At 36.8% G+C, this 14,672-nt stretch carries 17 protein-coding genes; 9 read left to right on the top strand and 8 right to left on the bottom strand.

The window, feature by feature from the left end:
* Positions 1–78: 78 nt before the first annotated feature.
* Complete coding sequence (locus MKY90_RS25140; RefSeq protein WP_137058169.1) at positions 79–1,404, bottom strand: ArsB/NhaD family transporter; 1,326 nt, start codon at positions 1,402–1,404, stop codon at positions 79–81.
* Between the two features lie 290 nt (positions 1,405–1,694).
* On the opposite strand from MKY90_RS25140, the gene kapD reads away from it, so the two are divergent.
* Complete coding sequence (gene kapD, locus MKY90_RS25135) at positions 1,695–2,318, top strand: 3'-5' exonuclease KapD (RefSeq protein ID WP_063218136.1); 624 nt, start codon at positions 1,695–1,697, stop codon at positions 2,316–2,318.
* A gap of 40 nt (positions 2,319–2,358) precedes the next feature.
* On the opposite strand, the gene MKY90_RS25130 is transcribed toward kapD, so the two are convergent.
* On the bottom strand, positions 2,359–2,742 hold the full coding sequence (locus tag MKY90_RS25130) for a kinase-associated lipoprotein B (protein WP_001209324.1): 384 nt from the start codon (positions 2,740–2,742) through the stop codon (positions 2,359–2,361).
* A gap of 165 nt (positions 2,743–2,907) precedes the next feature.
* Between MKY90_RS25130 and MKY90_RS25125 the strand changes: the two genes are divergently transcribed.
* Together MKY90_RS25125 and MKY90_RS25120 are read left to right on the top strand one after the other, a co-directional pair.
* The gene (locus MKY90_RS25125; protein ID WP_000982764.1) at positions 2,908–3,084 is read left to right on the top strand and encodes a hypothetical protein; all 177 of its coding nucleotides are present in this window, start codon (positions 2,908–2,910) and stop codon (positions 3,082–3,084) included.
* 68 nt (positions 3,085–3,152) lie between these two features.
* A complete protein-coding gene (locus MKY90_RS25120) occupies positions 3,153–3,692 on the top strand; it encodes a superoxide dismutase family protein (RefSeq protein ID WP_063218137.1) in 540 nt (179 codons plus the stop codon).
* Between the two features lie 117 nt (positions 3,693–3,809).
* On the opposite strand, the gene MKY90_RS25115 is transcribed toward MKY90_RS25120, so the two are convergent.
* Positions 3,810–4,961: a MalY/PatB family protein gene (locus MKY90_RS25115; protein ID WP_063218138.1), complete on the bottom strand. Its 1,152-nt coding sequence runs from the start codon at positions 4,959–4,961 to the stop codon at positions 3,810–3,812.
* Positions 4,962–5,078: 117 nt separating this feature from the next.
* Here MKY90_RS25115 and MKY90_RS25110 point away from each other — a divergent pair, with 117 nt between their 5' ends.
* The gene (locus MKY90_RS25110) at positions 5,079–5,330 is read left to right on the top strand and encodes a YugE family protein (protein ID WP_002015854.1); all 252 of its coding nucleotides are present in this window, start codon (positions 5,079–5,081) and stop codon (positions 5,328–5,330) included.
* Between the two features lie 178 nt (positions 5,331–5,508).
* Here MKY90_RS25110 and MKY90_RS25105 read toward each other — a convergent pair whose 3' ends face one another.
* Both MKY90_RS25105 and MKY90_RS25100 read right to left on the bottom strand, forming a co-directional pair.
* Positions 5,509–6,348 (bottom strand): alpha/beta fold hydrolase, encoded by an 840-nt coding sequence (locus tag MKY90_RS25105; RefSeq protein WP_002089283.1) that lies wholly within the window; start codon positions 6,346–6,348, stop codon positions 5,509–5,511.
* A gap of 110 nt (positions 6,349–6,458) precedes the next feature.
* Positions 6,459–7,439 (bottom strand): 2-hydroxyacid dehydrogenase, encoded by a 981-nt coding sequence (locus MKY90_RS25100; RefSeq protein WP_002034537.1) that lies wholly within the window; start codon positions 7,437–7,439, stop codon positions 6,459–6,461.
* A gap of 262 nt (positions 7,440–7,701) precedes the next feature.
* Between MKY90_RS25100 and MKY90_RS25095 the strand changes: the two genes are divergently transcribed.
* From MKY90_RS25095 to yugI, 3 genes are all read left to right on the top strand, one after another.
* Positions 7,702–8,199, top strand: a complete 498-nt coding sequence (locus MKY90_RS25095) for an Lrp/AsnC family transcriptional regulator (protein WP_002067952.1) — start codon at positions 7,702–7,704, stop codon at positions 8,197–8,199.
* Positions 8,196–9,386, top strand: coding sequence for an aminotransferase (locus tag MKY90_RS25090; RefSeq protein WP_002129685.1), 1,191 nt, complete (start codon positions 8,196–8,198; stop codon positions 9,384–9,386). Before MKY90_RS25095 ends, MKY90_RS25090 begins: the two co-directional genes overlap by 4 nt.
* 251 nt (positions 9,387–9,637) lie before the next feature.
* The gene (gene yugI / locus MKY90_RS25085; RefSeq protein WP_002015848.1) at positions 9,638–9,982 is read left to right on the top strand and encodes a S1 domain-containing post-transcriptional regulator GSP13; all 345 of its coding nucleotides are present in this window, start codon (positions 9,638–9,640) and stop codon (positions 9,980–9,982) included.
* Positions 9,983–10,094: 112 nt separating this feature from the next.
* Here the strand turns inward: yugI and MKY90_RS25080 are convergent, their stop codons facing one another.
* The gene (locus tag MKY90_RS25080) at positions 10,095–10,328 is read right to left on the bottom strand and encodes a DUF378 domain-containing protein (RefSeq protein WP_002034535.1); all 234 of its coding nucleotides are present in this window, start codon (positions 10,326–10,328) and stop codon (positions 10,095–10,097) included.
* 282 nt (positions 10,329–10,610) lie between these two features.
* Here MKY90_RS25080 and MKY90_RS25075 point away from each other — a divergent pair, with 282 nt between their 5' ends.
* A complete protein-coding gene (locus tag MKY90_RS25075; protein WP_002015845.1) occupies positions 10,611–11,963 on the top strand; it encodes a glucose-6-phosphate isomerase in 1,353 nt (450 codons plus the stop codon).
* Positions 11,964–12,071: 108 nt separating this feature from the next.
* Positions 12,072–12,485, top strand: coding sequence for a YugN-like family protein (locus MKY90_RS25070; protein ID WP_002131278.1), 414 nt, complete (start codon positions 12,072–12,074; stop codon positions 12,483–12,485).
* Here MKY90_RS25070 and MKY90_RS25065 read toward each other — a convergent pair.
* Both MKY90_RS25065 and MKY90_RS25060 read right to left on the bottom strand, forming a co-directional pair.
* On the bottom strand, positions 12,472–13,467 hold the full coding sequence (locus tag MKY90_RS25065) for a potassium channel family protein (RefSeq protein ID WP_341092828.1): 996 nt from the start codon (positions 13,465–13,467) through the stop codon (positions 12,472–12,474). The two genes, MKY90_RS25070 and MKY90_RS25065, sit on opposite strands and share 14 nt — an antisense overlap.
* 95 nt (positions 13,468–13,562) lie before the next feature.
* Positions 13,563–14,246 (bottom strand): MgtC/SapB family protein, encoded by a 684-nt coding sequence (locus tag MKY90_RS25060; RefSeq protein WP_002034530.1) that lies wholly within the window; start codon positions 14,244–14,246, stop codon positions 13,563–13,565.
* Between the last annotated feature and the right edge of the window lie 426 nt (positions 14,247–14,672).

Genomic DNA, 14,672 nt, shown 5'->3' with positions numbered 1-14,672 from the left:
ATATATTTGGTTCTATAATAATTCGGATATGCTGAAAAAAGAACGAAAGCGCCCTGCTGAGCAGGGCGCTTTTTTCTACTACATAAGATAGCGTAAGTAAATGTAAATGTGAGAAATGATTAATGAAACGATCATAATTGGGAAGCCGACTTTAAGGAATTCCATGTAGCTGAATTTATGTCCTTCACGACTTGCGATTCCGGCTACGATTACGTTAGCAGAAGCCCCGATTAATGTTCCGTTTCCACCTAAGCAAGCACCTAATGCTAATGCCCACCATAGTACGTCGACTTGTGCGTCAGAAGGTGATAAACCTAGCCCAACTGCCATATCGTTAATAAGTGGAATCATTGTTGCAACGAATGGAATGTTATCGATTGTTGCAGAGGCGATACCAGATACCCATAGAATAAGGATAGATGCGTGAGAGATATCTCCGCCTGTTATTCCAATTACTTTTTGAGCTAACATTTTGATAAGCCCGATATCAATAAGTCCTCCAACGAGTACGAATAGTCCCGCGAAGAAGAAGATTGTTACCCACTCTACACTTGCGAATACCTCTTCAATTTCATGCTCTTTCACACCGATTAGCATAAGTACAGTAGCGCCAGTTAAGGCGATGATAGCTGCATCAATATGGAAAATAGAATGAGTCATGAAACCTAAAATAGTAAGGCCAAGTACTGTTAAAGATTTCTTCATTAATACTGGGTCTTTAATGTATTGTTTTTCATCTAAGCTCATTAACTTTTTAATTTGTACAGGATCAGCAATTAATTGCTTACGGTACATGAAGTAAAGCATTGTTGCTGTAACAGCAATAATGATGATCACGATAGGTGCTAAGTTGAATAAGAAAGCATTGAAATCTAAATGCTTATTTGCAGAACCAATCATAATATTTGGCGGATCACCAATTAATGTTGCTGTTCCTCCGATATTTGAAAAAATAATTTCAGAAAGTAAATATGGAACAGGATTTACTTGCAAGATGCGCGTAATAGATAAAGTAACTGGAACAACAAGAAGTACTGTTGTAACGTTATCTAAAAATGCGGAGCCAAGCGCGGTAAGTAAGGAAAGTGAAATTAAAATTTTAATTGGATTTCCTTGTGCTCCTTTTGCGGCTTTAATGGCAACGTATTGGAAGACACCTGACTTACTTGTAATGTTTACGAGTATCATCATACCGATGAGTAATGTAATTGTTCCCCATTCAATATGTTTCGTAAAGGCATTGTGTAAGTCAACGACCCCTGCAATTACCATGAATGCTGCACCAAGAAGTGCGATGACAGCACGGTTAATTTTTTCAGAAATAATAATGGCATATGTAATTAAAAAGACTGCGATAGCGAAATAATACTGCCAGTTTGCGAGTTCTTGCGTTGTTTCGTGCAAAACTCTCATCTCCTTTCATTCACTTTTCTTAGTGTGTCAAAAAATTAACTAGATGAAACACACATAACGTCATTATAAAGTAGAAAAATGGCGGATGTAAATGAAAGGGTTTATTTTGTCATATTTTCTGCATAGGTCATTTTTTCTTATTTTTAAAAATATTTGTGGGCATCTGACATATATATAAGATACATCCAATCTGAATATTTAAAATCGAATCAGCATTCGAGCTTGTTCGTGTAGGAGTGTCAAATAGAAAGGAATGACAAATATGATAAGGAAGGGATCGTATGGATGAACAACGATTTTTGTTTTTAGACTTTGAGTTTACGATGCCCCAGCATAGAAAAAAGCCAAAAGGTTTTTTCCCAGAAATTATTGAGGTCGGACTCGTTTCAGTTGTTGGTTGTAAGGTGGAAGATACGTATTCATCGCATATTAGACCGAAAACATTTCCGTCTTTAACGGATCGATGTAAAAAATTTTTAGGAATTAAACAGGAAGTAGTGGACAAAGGAATTTCTTTTCATGAACTTGTTGAGAAACTTGCAGAATATGAAAAGATTGGTAAACCGACAATTGTAACGTGGGGAAATATGGATATGAAAGTCTTAAAGCATAACTGTGAAATGGCGGGAGTAGAATTTCCATTCTTTGGACAGTGTCGTGATTTATCGCTTGAGTATAAGAAGTTTTTTGGAGAGAGAAATCAAACAGGGCTGTGGAAAGCAATTGAGGCGTATGGAAAAGCAGGAACAGGAAAGCATCATTGTGCGCTTGATGATGCGATGACGACATATAATATTTTTAAGTTAGTAGAAAAAGATAAAGAGTATTTAGTCAAACCAGCACCTCCGACATTAGGGGAACTTGTTGATTTTTCGAAAGTGTTAAAGAAAGTGAGTACACAGTAACGACCAAATTGCAAAATATGTAATTTGGTCGTTTTGTTTTTTAAAGTTTGTAATCTTGCTTCAATTGCTGAAGTGTTTCTAGACTACGCCCCGCAAAAGGTGAATCATCTTCAGAAAATGAATTCATTTGAGTTTCTAATGCTAATTTTAGTGACTCTGTATAATCCGGAATTTCTCCTTCATATTTCTTCACCATTTGCTCTGGAATGTTCGTCTGTTCACGAAAAGCTAAAGCACGTCTTTCATGGAAGAATGGTACGTCAGCTTGTTTTACATTATGTAAATCACCTTGCACTGGATGTTTTAAAACAGCTAGTACTTTTACGACGTAACTGCCAGGACGGCTATTTGTAATTTCGCCGATGTATTTTCCAGTTTTATAAATACCAGTAACGATTTCACCAATTTCAAATGTTTCTCTCATATTTTTCACCTCAAGTTTATAGTAAGGAAAGTGCGCGAAGGAGTCAAAGAAATCATTCGCTTTCGGAACGCCCCCTTGAGAATATGAACTGGTTCAACTATAATTTAAAGGTATATAACAGAAAATTCTGATGTTTTTTGAATCCTATAATAAGGAGTGTTCGTTATGATGCCTTTATATTTCCCTGAAGATAAAACGGAGTATATTATTCCAGGTATTGTTTGCGTTCTATTTATCATCGGTGCGGTTGCTACGTGGCGTATGTTTATTCGTGTATCAAAACGAGAAGCAGAGCGATTACAGAAAGTAGAAGAAAAGCTTTTAGCTGAAAAGAAACGGTAATTCATTTTTGTATGTTTCCCTCTATGCTCGGACAATCTAAGGGCAGAAAGCATTTTGGAGGGAATTGAATGAAAAGATGGCTTTTTTTCAGTTGTTGTTTATTATTTCTAATGGCGGGTTGTGACCAAGGGAAGCCGAAAGAAATTGATGTGAAATTACATAATGCTTCAGGTGATGAAGTTGGGACTGCAAAAGTAGCTCAGCAAACAAGTGGAGTGAAAATTACGATTAAAGCGGAAGGTTTTACACCAGGACCACACGGTATACATGTACACGAAATCGGAGAATGTAAAGCGCCTAGTTTCGAATCATCTGGGAATCATTTTAATCCAGATAATAAAAAACATGGACTCTTGAATCCGAAAGGTGCGGAAAATGGTGATTTACCGAATGTAGTGGCGGATGGTTCTGGAAAGATTAAAGCAGAAATCGATGCTCCGCATATAACGCTTGAAGAAGGAAAAACGACGATTCATAGAAAAGATGGAGCGTCTATTATTATTACAGAAAACGCTGATGATGGTATGACGCAACCAACTGGTAAATCTGGTGGCCGAATTGCTTGCGGTGTTATCGTGAAAAAAGCGTCGGATCTGAAGAAAAAATAGAAGCTACCGTGAATGATAGCTTTTGTTGTAAAACCGCATGATAGTAAGTGGAATTATATCGATTTACCGAAAAAAGGAGGCTATCCCAATATCATTTTGGGATAGCCTCCTTTTTTGTTATGAGAATGTATGGTGTAGTCTGTTTAAAATTTCTTCTAAAACAGATCTAGGACAGCCAATGTTAATTCGGATATGGGCTTCCCCGCCCATTCCGTATTTCTCACCGGGCTCAATGATGATTTTACCTTTCTCTTCAAGCAATGCTGTTCGTTCATCTTGAGAAAGATCCAAGTGGGAACAATCAATCCACAGTAAAAAACTACCTTCTGGTTTAATTACAGAAAGAGCTGGTATGTGATTTTGAATATACTCACAAGCAAATTGAGCGTTATCTTCAACATACAATCGAATTTCATTTAGCCAATCATTACATTCTGTATAGGCACTTTGCATTGCTGTATAAGCAAATGTATTTAATCCGTGGAATCCTTGTCTATATTGGATAGACATAAAGGCATTACGGAGATTTTCATTCGGAATAATAATGATCGATGCTTGTAATCCAGCGATATTAAATGTTTTGCTCGGAGCCATACAAGTAATAGTGCGTGCTGCTAATTCTTCAGATAAAGAAGCAAACGGTGTATGAGTATGGCCTCTATAAATAATATCGGCGTGAATTTCATCCGCGACAACGGTTACATTATATTGCGTACATAACGTACCGAGTTTTGTTAGCTCCTCTTTCGTCCAAACGCGCCCGATAGGATTGTGAGGGCTGCAAAGAAGCATTAGTTTTACACCTTGTTTAAATTGAGTTTCTAGATGCTCGAAGTCTATCTTATATATGCCATTTTGTTTAAATAAGGGACTCTCACATAATTGTCTATTATTTGTTTTGACCATTTCAAAAAATGGTGGATAAATAGGAGGTTGTACTAGTACGGCTTCTCCTTCTTTCGTTATAGCTTGTATGCTCGTACTAAGAGCTGGAACGATACCTGCGCTAAATACAATCCATTCTTTTTGTATTTCCCAATTGTATTGGCTTTTCGTCCAATTACAAATGATATCCCCAATATTTTCAGGAGGAAGTGTATAGCCGAAAATAGGATGTTCTGTGCGTTTTTGTAATGCAGTTTGAATTGGTTTTGGTACTTCAAAATCCATATCGGCAATCCAAGCGTGGATGAGCTCTTCATTTTTATATGTATCCCATTTTGTACTATGCGTTCCGCGACGATTTACCGTTTTATGAAATAGTTGCATATGTTTGCTCCTTTCTTCTGTCAAACTGTTAAGTTATGAAAATTCTCACTCTTCTTATAGAATAGCTGATGTGATACGATAAAGAAAAGCATTAAAAAGTGAAAAGGCGGGAAGCAGATGGGTGCATATGACAAAATGATTGAGGTTGTGAAAAATTGGGATCCGTTTCAAATGGGACCGGAGTTTTATGAAACAGAAGCGAGCGATGTTGTAAACGTCGTAAGTGTGTTTGATGATCCGAAATACATCGCAAAGAAGATTCAACATATATACTTTATGTCTTTTGAAGAAGTACCTGCACTTGAAAAATGCGAAAAATTAGCAGTAGAGTTACTCGTACTAAAAGAAGGCGGAAGTTGTTCGTTATAGGCTGTCGGAATTTACGACAGCCTTTTTGTTTATTTTCATTTGTGCTGATTGATTAAAGCTTCACTTTATCCCGCTATTTGCGGGCAGTAAGACTCCTGCCTCAAAATTCGGTTGAAGCAAAGAGGTTAGGCGAGAAATCAAACTGCCCGTAAAAACCCCCACGGATTAAAGCTTCACTTTATTGCGTCGCAAACGTAATAATTTCTTCATAAACATGATCGGGCTTTTCTTCAGGTAGTAAGTGCCCTGTATTTTCGTAAGAAATGAAAGTTGAATTTGGCAGGTCTTTATGGAGACGGTGTCCTACATGTACAGGGACGACGCGATCTTTTTCACCCCAAATGAGTAATACTGGGGTTTCGATTTTTTGTAATTCAGTTGAAGATAAGTCACCTTCACGGTCTCTTATCATTCGAGTTAAAGCAGGGAATATACGATCATCATAAAAAGGAGCAGCATAGCCTTCCATCATTTCATTGTCAATTAATGAATGGTCATGAACGACATTCATTAAGTTATGGACGATGCCCCTTCGAATAATCCAGTTCTTCACGTATAAGTGGAAGAACGGTAAATAAGAGGAGTACAGTAAAGGTAAGTTTGCGCGTGCTAAATAACTAGAGCTACATAGTAAAATCGTCTTTGAAATTAATTCAGGGCGTAGTCGGTTTACAAAGAGTGAAATTTGTCCGCCCATAGAATGGCCAACTAATACAATATTCGCGAGAGATAAATGTTCGATTAAATCGATAATAATAGCTGCTAAATTGTGATAAGAATATTTAAAGAGATGAGATTTATCACTTTTTCCGAATGGTGGTAAATCAAGGGCAATTACTGTACCTTCCTTTGTTAGTAAAGGAATGAGTCGTCGATAGCTAAATGAGGAAGAGAGGAAGCCGTGAACGAGTACGAAAGTAGGTCGTTCTTTTTTAGTATTATGTTCATACAATTCGTAATGAATAGTAGTCCCGCGAGTGGAAAAAGTGAAGTAAGGGCATTTGCATTCATGGTTCATTTTTTGTCACTCCATTGATTTTTGTTCATATCATCTCCCGGCAAGAAACAAAATATGTTAACAAAAAAAGGCAAGATGACATCGTCATCTTGCCTTTCGCTTATTTATAATTACCCACGCACAATATTAGGTGGTGTTTTTCCTTGTAATCCTGCTACTAAATTTTCAGCAGCTGTCATTGCCATTTGCTGCCGAGTTTTTAATGTTGCAGATCCGATGTGCGGTAAAGTTACAACGTTTTGTAATGATAAGAGCGGATTCTCTTTTTGAATCGGCTCTTGTGTAAATGTGTCGATGCCGGCTGCAAATATTTTCTTTTCTGTTAACGCATGAATTAATGCAGTTTCATCTACTGTTTTCCCGCGAGAAGCATTAATGAAAATTGCTGTTTCTTTCATTAGTGAAAATTCCTTTTCACCGATAAGATGATACGTTTCATCTGTTAATGGAGTAAGAAGAATAATAAAATCAGATTGTTTGATTAAAGTTTGTAAATCACAATATGTAGCATCAAATTTTTGCTCAGCTTCTTCTTTACGGCGACGGTTATAGTAAAGGACATTCATATCAAAGCCGAATTTCGCTCGTTTTGCGACAGCTTCTCCAATTCGTCCCATTCCGATAATACCAATCGTACTATGATGTACATCTAGTCCGAAGTGTTCTTTTCCAATTTCAGCGTTCCATTCACCATTTTTTACATAGGAATTGAGTTCGCAAACACGGCGACCAGCAGATAACATAAGAGCGAAAACGAGATCGGCTACTGTATCATCTAACACATATGGAGTATTCGTTCCGATAACATTTTGTTTCTCCATCGCTTTTAAATCAAAGTTATCATGGCCAACAGAAATGTTACTTACTACTTTTAAATTAGGAGCAACCTGCAATAATTCTTCATTTATAGTAGATCCGAAATTTAATAACCCATCTTTATCTTTTATTTTTTCTAATAGAACATCACGAGGTACTTTCTCGTTTTGATCCCATTTTTCAAAATCACAGTGTTCTGATAAATAGTTTTCTACAAATGTTGGAACTGGTTCGGCAATATATACTTTTGGTTTCACGGTTCCATCCCCTTTCACTTTATCCTGCGTTTTTTCACTTTACCCCGATTTAACGGACAGTAAGCCTCCCGCCTCAAAAAGCAGCTTAAGCAAAGAGGTTAGGTGGGAAAGCAACGGTCCGTAAAAGCTCGATTGGTTCAAATAATAATCAGCGGGGTGAGTCTTTCCACTGATTAAAGTTTCACTTTATTTTGACATAATTCACTAAAAAAATCTTCTTTTCAAATTGGAAAGAGTATTTGTATAATTTAGACAGAAACTAAAAGGAAGGATGATTTATATGGTGACAGAGAAAGAATTGGAATTATTAGCTTGTCTTGAAAAGAATAGTCGTTTATCTGTAGATACATTAGCGAAGTTGTTAAATATAGAAGTAGAAGAAGTGAAAAAAATGGTTACGAAATTAGAAAGTGAAAAGATTATCGTGGACTATGTAACACATATCGATTGGACAAAAGTGAAAGAACATACTGGTTTAACGGCGATGATTGATGTGAAAGTTACACCGAAGCGTGGTGTCGGTTTTGATGCAGTAGCTGAACAAATTTATCGCTATTCAGAAGTGAAATCCGTTTATTTAATGTCTGGGACATATGACCTTTCTATTACATTAGAAGGAAAGACGATGGGAGAAGTAGCGATGTTTGTTTCTGAGAAATTAGCAACAATTGAATCTGTCGTTTCAACGACAACTCATTTTATTTTGAAGAAGTATAAACATGAGGGGATTATTTATGAAAAGACAGATGATGATAAGAGAATTGTGGTGACACCGTGAAGCAATTTGACCTATCTAGAGTAGCAGAATCTTTACAACCGTCCGGTATACGAAAGTTTTTTGATTTAGCGGCAAGTATGAAAGGTGTTATTTCACTTGGAGTGGGAGAGCCGGACTTTGTTACACCTTGGAATGTAAGGCAAGCATGTATTCGTTCTTTAGAACAAGGATATACGTCATATACAGCAAATGCAGGATTATTGGAGCTCCGTCAAGAAATAGCAAAGTATCTAAAAAAACAATTTGCAGTATCTTATGATCCGAATGATGAAATCATTGTTACAGTTGGAGCGAGTCAAGCGCTAGATGTAGCGATGCGTGCTATTGTAAACCCTGATGATGAAATACTTATTATTGAACCAAGTTTCGTTTCGTATGCACCGCTTGTTACGTTAGCGGGCGGGGTCCCTGTTCCAGTGGCGACTTCATTAGAAGATGAATTTAAAGTACAGCCAGATCAAATTGAAGCAGCTATTACAACGAAAACAAAGGCAATATTACTTTGTTCTCCCAATAACCCAACAGGCGCAATGTTAAATAAATCCGAATTAGAAAAGCTAGCTGTTATTGTTGAGAAGTATAATTTAATCGTGTTATCGGATGAAATTTATGCAGAGCTCGTATACGACGAAGCATATACGAGTTTCGCGAGTATTAAAAATATGCGTGACCATACGATTTTAATTTCAGGATTTTCAAAAGGGTTTGCCATGACGGGATGGCGTCTTGGGATGATTGCAGCCCCTGTTCAATTTTCAGAATTAATGCTCAAAATCCACCAGTATTCAATGATGTGTGCACCGACGATGTCTCAATTTGCAGCACTTGAAGCATTACGCGGGGGAAATGATGAAGTAATTCGAATGAGAGATAGCTATAAAAAACGTCGTAACTTTATGACGACATCTTTCAATGAAATGGGCTTAACATGTCATGTGCCAGGCGGGGCATTTTATGTCTTCCCTTCTATAGCTTCAACCGGACTATCTTCAGCAGAATTTGCAGAACAATTATTATTAGAAGAAAAAGTGGCTGTTGTTCCTGGAAATGTGTTTGGCGGGAGTGGTGAAGGATTTATTCGTTGTTCGTATGCAACATCGCTTGAGCAACTTATGGAAGCAATGAAGAGAATGGAACGGTTCATAGAGAATAAAAAAAGGACAAAACACAATACGTTTTGTCCATAAAAGGGGGGAATACTAGAAAGCCATGTGTTAGTATTCTATCCTAATATTGGAGAATTATACGTATTACAGGAAATTTTTTCGTGAATTTTGAATGAGTTCTATCAAAGTGGTATAATTTACTAATATAAGGTGGGAGTATCCTCGGTGTTTTACTTAGGATACTTACCACTAATCGGATATTTAACAATAAATACATCTGCTTTGCTATTTACAATTGTAGAGAAAATGGTAAACGTATGGGAGTGTTTCACATGTCAGAACAATATACAACGGGAGTGGTTGTAACAGGGAAAGTAACTGGAATTCAAGATTACGGTGCATTTGTAGCTTTGGATGCAGAAACACAAGGACTTGTGCATATATCTGAAATCACAAATGGGTATGTAAAAGACATTCATGACTTTTTAAAGGTCGGAGATACAGTAGAAGTAAAAGTACTTTCAATTGATGAAGAACACAGAAAAATGAGTTTATCGTTAAAAGCGGCGAAAAGAAAGCAAGGACGAATTCTTATACCGAATCCATCAGAGAACGGATTTAATACACTGCGAGAAAAGCTAGCAGAATGGATTGAAGAGTCGGAGGTAATAAAGTAAAAGAGGAACGCATATGAGCGTTCCTCTTTTACTGTGACTTATGATATATATATTTGCAAATATGATTGCATGCAATCATATTCGTATGTCGGAGGCGAAAAAGACATACTGACTATTGAATTTCATGTGTTTCTGGGTGAGTACCAAGATTCTCGGATGGTTTAAATAGTAAGCCGAGATTGATAAGCCCAGAAATACCAACGATGCCGTAAATAATACGTGCAAGAGCTGAGTTCTGTCCCCCGAAAATAGCTGCTACTAAGTCAAACTGGAAGAACCCGATCAGTCCCCAGTTAACAGCGCCGATTACAGTGAAGACTAATGCGATACGTTGCAAGGTACTCATGAAAAGCCCCCCCTTAATGTGAAGCGTGAGCAAGCAAGGAGTTAATAAGAAAATTTAACTCCTTTATAGAATGGTATAGTTTTGTTGTTTTTATACATGAAAAATGTACGAAAAACGATGTATATACATCTATACCGAAAAATTCGAATTTTTATGCAAAAAATGAACTTTTTCTAAAAAATAAATAATGGTTACGTTTACAATTGTTGAATCGCTTGATTTACAACTTTAGTTTCGCTAAAGTGAATACAGAAATACATATACATAATTGGAGGGAAAAAGATGAGTACACATGTAACGTTCGACTATTCTAAAGCGTTATCCTTCATCGGTGAAAATGAACTAACTTATTTACGTGATGCAGTAAAAGTAACACATCATGCAATCCACGAAAAAACTGGAGCTGGGAACGATTTCCTTGGGTGGGTAGAGCTTCCGCTTCAATATGACAAAGAAGAATTCGCTCGCATTCAAAAATGCGCAGAAAAAATTAAAAATGACTCTGACATTTTACTTGTTGTAGGTATTGGTGGTTCTTACCTAGGAGCACGCGCAGCAATTGAAATGTTAAACCATTCTTTCTATAACACGCTTTCTAAAGAACAACGTAAAACTCCACAAGTGCTATTTGTTGGACAAAACATTAGCTCCACTTACATGAAAGATTTAATGGACGTACTAGAAGGTAAAGACTTTTCTATTAACGTTATTTCCAAATCAGGTACAACAACAGAGCCTGCAATCGCATTCCGTATTTTCCGTAAATTATTAGAAGAAAAGTATGGAAAAGAAGAAGCACGCAAACGTATTTATGCGACTACAGATAAAGCACGCGGTGCTTTAAAAACATTATCTGATAATGAAGGCTACGAAACGTTCGTTATTCCAGATGATGTTGGCGGTCGTTTCTCTGTATTAACACCAGTAGGTTTATTGCCAATCGCTGTAAGTGGCCTAAACATTGAAGAGATGATGAAAGGTGCAGCTGCTGGTCATAATGATTTCGCGAAATCAGAACTTGAAGAAAACCCAGCTTACCAATACGCAGTAGTTCGTAATGCTCTATATAATAAAGGGAAAACAATTGAAATGCTTGTTAACTATGAGCCAGCACTTCACTACTTCTCTGAGTGGTGGAAACAGTTATTTGGTGAAAGTGAAGGAAAAGATCAAAAAGGTATTTTCCCATCTTCAGCAAACTTCTCAACTGACTTACACTCATTAGGTCAATACATTCAAGAAGGTCGTCGTGACCTATTCGAAACAGTTCTTAAAGTAGGTAAATCTACACACGAACTAAAAATCGAATTAGACGACAACGATTTAGATGGATTAAACTACCTTGCTGGTGAAACGATAGACTTCGTAAACACAAAAGCATACGAAGGTACATTACTTGCACATAGCGATGGCGGAGTACCAAACTTAATCGTAAACATCCCTGAATTAAATGAGTACACATTCGGTTACCTTGTATACTTCTTCGAAAAAGCATGTGCGATGAGCGGCTACCTATTAGGCGTAAATCCATTTGACCAACCAGGAGTAGAAGCATACAAGAAAAACATGTTTGCTTTACTTGGTAAACCAGGATTTGAAGAATTAAAAGCAGAATTAGAAGAGCGTTTAAAATAATGAAAAGTGATCGGGTCTCCGGTCGCTTTTTATTATTTTATTGAAAGGTACATCGGTATATTCAAACTAGAATGGGTATGCTAAAGGAAAAGTCTAGGAGGGATGGGCTTGATTCCGATTCAATCAAAATTAGAAGGATGTACATATGCGTTATATAAGTTAGAAGAGGTTATGAAACCACTTGGATATAGTATTGGCGGCAATTGGGATTATGATAAAGGATGCTTTGATTATAAAATCGACGAAGAAGAAGGGTATCAATTTTTACGCGTACCATTTACAGCGGTGGATGGGGAACTAGATGTGCCTGGTGTAATAGTCCGTCTTGAAACACCGTATATTCTTTCGCACGTATATCAAGACGAACTAGATGATAATGTTAATGCTTTAACAGCTGGAACGAGTGGATTGGATCAATTTGCGGAGCCGCAAGATCCAGATGGAGATGTGAAAAGAAAGTATGTCAATATTGGTAAAGTATTGGTACAAGAACTAGAAAATCATTTTTTTAATGGTGAATAACGATGAGTATGTCGCTTTCGATGAGAATGAAAGAATGAACTGGATTGATCATATATTGTTCGTCGCGCTTTACACCTAGTAAGAGAATGTTTTGCTTTAAAAGAGTATAGCTACAATTTGCAAAGGATTGTCCGGTGCAGGACGGGGGAATCTCCATCAGTTGTAATTTGTTATCAGAGATTTCATCGTAAAGTGAGAATAGTACACCTGAAATGGAAGGGAATAAAAGAGAAGCGGTAAATACATAGCTCGTTAATTTATTTCCTTCTATAATTTCTGATACGCCAGCTCTCGTTGCATTTTGGATTTGTTCAGAAGTAAGAAGTTCAGCGATGCAGTGAATGTTTGGATTAAGTCCTTTTGCAGTTAAAATATTTAAAATGGACTGTGTATCTGCTAAGCTTTCGTTCTTCTCTTTATCCGCTGTTATTAATATAGTGTGAGCTGTTGTAATGTTAGCTTTTAATAAAGTTTGATCGTGATGCGGACAACCTTTTATAAATTCTAAATGATGAAATGGCTTTGGAAGTAAAGAAAGTGTTTCATCAATTAAAACGATATCAAGGTTCGGTTGTAATATGTGCATTTGTTTTACAACATGTTTTGCACGCTCATTCCAGCCAACGATAATCATATGACCATTAGAGGTAGCAGCTGCTTCACCCTTAATTCTCATATATTGTTTATTAATCATGTCGGTAGCGAATAGAACCATATAATAAGAACAAAGTCCCGTTCCTAATAAAATAATACATATACCAATAAGTTTTCCTATCGTTGTATGGGGGGCGAAATCGCCGTATCCAACGGTGAAAATGGTAACGATTGACCACCAAACCCCGTCGAACCATGTGGTGAAGTGAGATGGCTCTAATATATGTATAAGAAAGCCGGAGAAGGTAGTAAGTACAATAATAAAACAAATTAAACGAAATATAATGGAATCACGAAATGTATCTACTAAATTCGGACGGGATTTCAAGTTCCTATTCCTCCTTACTTTTCAGGACTACATTCATTGTTACCATTATAGAAAAAAGAAAAACTCTCTAATTAAAAAGAGAGTTCATTTCATAATTAATACATACTTTCAACTTCAGTTTGTTGAACACTTTCAAGATGCTGAAGAGCATAATAAACATCAGCAGTATGTCTTTTTTGATCGATAGACAATTTTAAATGTAAATAGTGCGAACCATTTTCCAATGTTTTGAGCTTCATGTTCTTAACTTTTATATCCATTTCTTTTATTTCTTCAATTACGGTCGGGATATTGTCCATATTTCGTACAACGAGTTTCACTGCGATATCACGTTGGCGAAATGATCTAGGACCGACGTATTTCATCGCTAATGGTATAAGTTCTACACTAATCATAAGGAAACACATTCCGAAAATAGCCTCGATATAGAAACCAGCTCCAACGGCAATGCCGATGCCAGAAGCACCCCAAATCATAGCGGCGGTCGTTAACCCCGCAATACTATCGTTTCCTCTGCGTAAAATTACACCGGCACCTAAAAAACCAATTCCTGATACAATTTGAGCGGCAAGTCGAAGTGGATCCATATTCATATGATCGGTATGTGGTAAGTTGTAAGCTGCTTTAATAGAAACAATGGTTAGGAGGCAACTAATAATAGAAATAACTAAACACGTTTTTAAGCCGAGTGGTTTACGTTTTAATTCGCGCTCTAAACCGATAGCGAATCCTAAAATAGCCGAGAGACCTAGTTTTATTAATAAGTCGGTGTAGTCCATGTATATTCCTCCTTGTATGATATGGTATATGAATAAAACGTTTATCCCACTATTTGCGGGCAGTAAGCCCCGCCTCAAAATTCGCCGAATGCGAGAAAGTTAGGTGGGGGACGACTGCCCGTAAATGCCCGATTGGTGAAGGTTAATAATGAGTGGGGGATGAATACCCCTCACTCATTAAAGTTTCACTTTATATAGAAAGAAACGTTTTTTGACAGAGTGACTTTCTATAGAATATATGTAGGAATTACTTAGAAATGAAAGAGATGTTTCGTTTAAGTATATGATATTAAAAAAGAAATGTAGTTGGTTTCAAAAAAGTTTTCAAAAGGTGTTGCATTTCATTTTTTCACATGATATATTAATAAACGTCGCTGATGCAGAAACGCAGGAAACGACAAAAAAGAAATTGAAAAACATAGTTGA

Origin of the sequence: Bacillus sp. FSL P2-0099, from assembly GCF_038007445.1 — a bacterium.
GTDB classification, from domain to species: Bacteria; Bacillota; Bacilli; order Bacillales; family Bacillaceae_G; genus Bacillus_A; species Bacillus_A mycoides.
The sequence above is the reverse complement of the archived record's forward strand: the minus strand, read 5'-3'. Positions and strand labels throughout refer to the sequence as shown.

Bases quoted from the DNA above. Each gene is read 5' to 3' on its own strand.
- kapD (WP_063218136.1), top strand. From the start codon at position 1,695: ATGGATGAACAACGATTTTTGTTTTTAGACTTTGAGTTTACGATGCCC.
- MKY90_RS25130 (WP_001209324.1), bottom strand. From the start codon at position 2,742: ATGAGAGAAACATTTGAAATTGGTGAAATCGTTACTGGTATTTATAAA.
- MKY90_RS25125 (WP_000982764.1), top strand. From the start codon at position 2,908: ATGATGCCTTTATATTTCCCTGAAGATAAAACGGAGTATATTATTCCA.
- MKY90_RS25120 (WP_063218137.1), top strand. From the start codon at position 3,153: ATGAAAAGATGGCTTTTTTTCAGTTGTTGTTTATTATTTCTAATGGCG.
- MKY90_RS25115 (WP_063218138.1), bottom strand. From the start codon at position 4,961: ATGCAACTATTTCATAAAACGGTAAATCGTCGCGGAACGCATAGTACA.
- MKY90_RS25110 (WP_002015854.1), top strand. From the start codon at position 5,079: ATGGGTGCATATGACAAAATGATTGAGGTTGTGAAAAATTGGGATCCG.
- MKY90_RS25105 (WP_002089283.1), bottom strand. From the start codon at position 6,348: ATGAACCATGAATGCAAATGCCCTTACTTCACTTTTTCCACTCGCGGG.
- MKY90_RS25095 (WP_002067952.1), top strand. From the start codon at position 7,702: ATGGTGACAGAGAAAGAATTGGAATTATTAGCTTGTCTTGAAAAGAAT.
- yugI (WP_002015848.1), top strand. From the start codon at position 9,638: ATGTCAGAACAATATACAACGGGAGTGGTTGTAACAGGGAAAGTAACT.
- MKY90_RS25080 (WP_002034535.1), bottom strand. From the start codon at position 10,328: ATGAGTACCTTGCAACGTATCGCATTAGTCTTCACTGTAATCGGCGCT.
- MKY90_RS25075 (WP_002015845.1), top strand. From the start codon at position 10,611: ATGAGTACACATGTAACGTTCGACTATTCTAAAGCGTTATCCTTCATC.
- MKY90_RS25060 (WP_002034530.1), bottom strand. From the start codon at position 14,246: ATGGACTACACCGACTTATTAATAAAACTAGGTCTCTCGGCTATTTTA.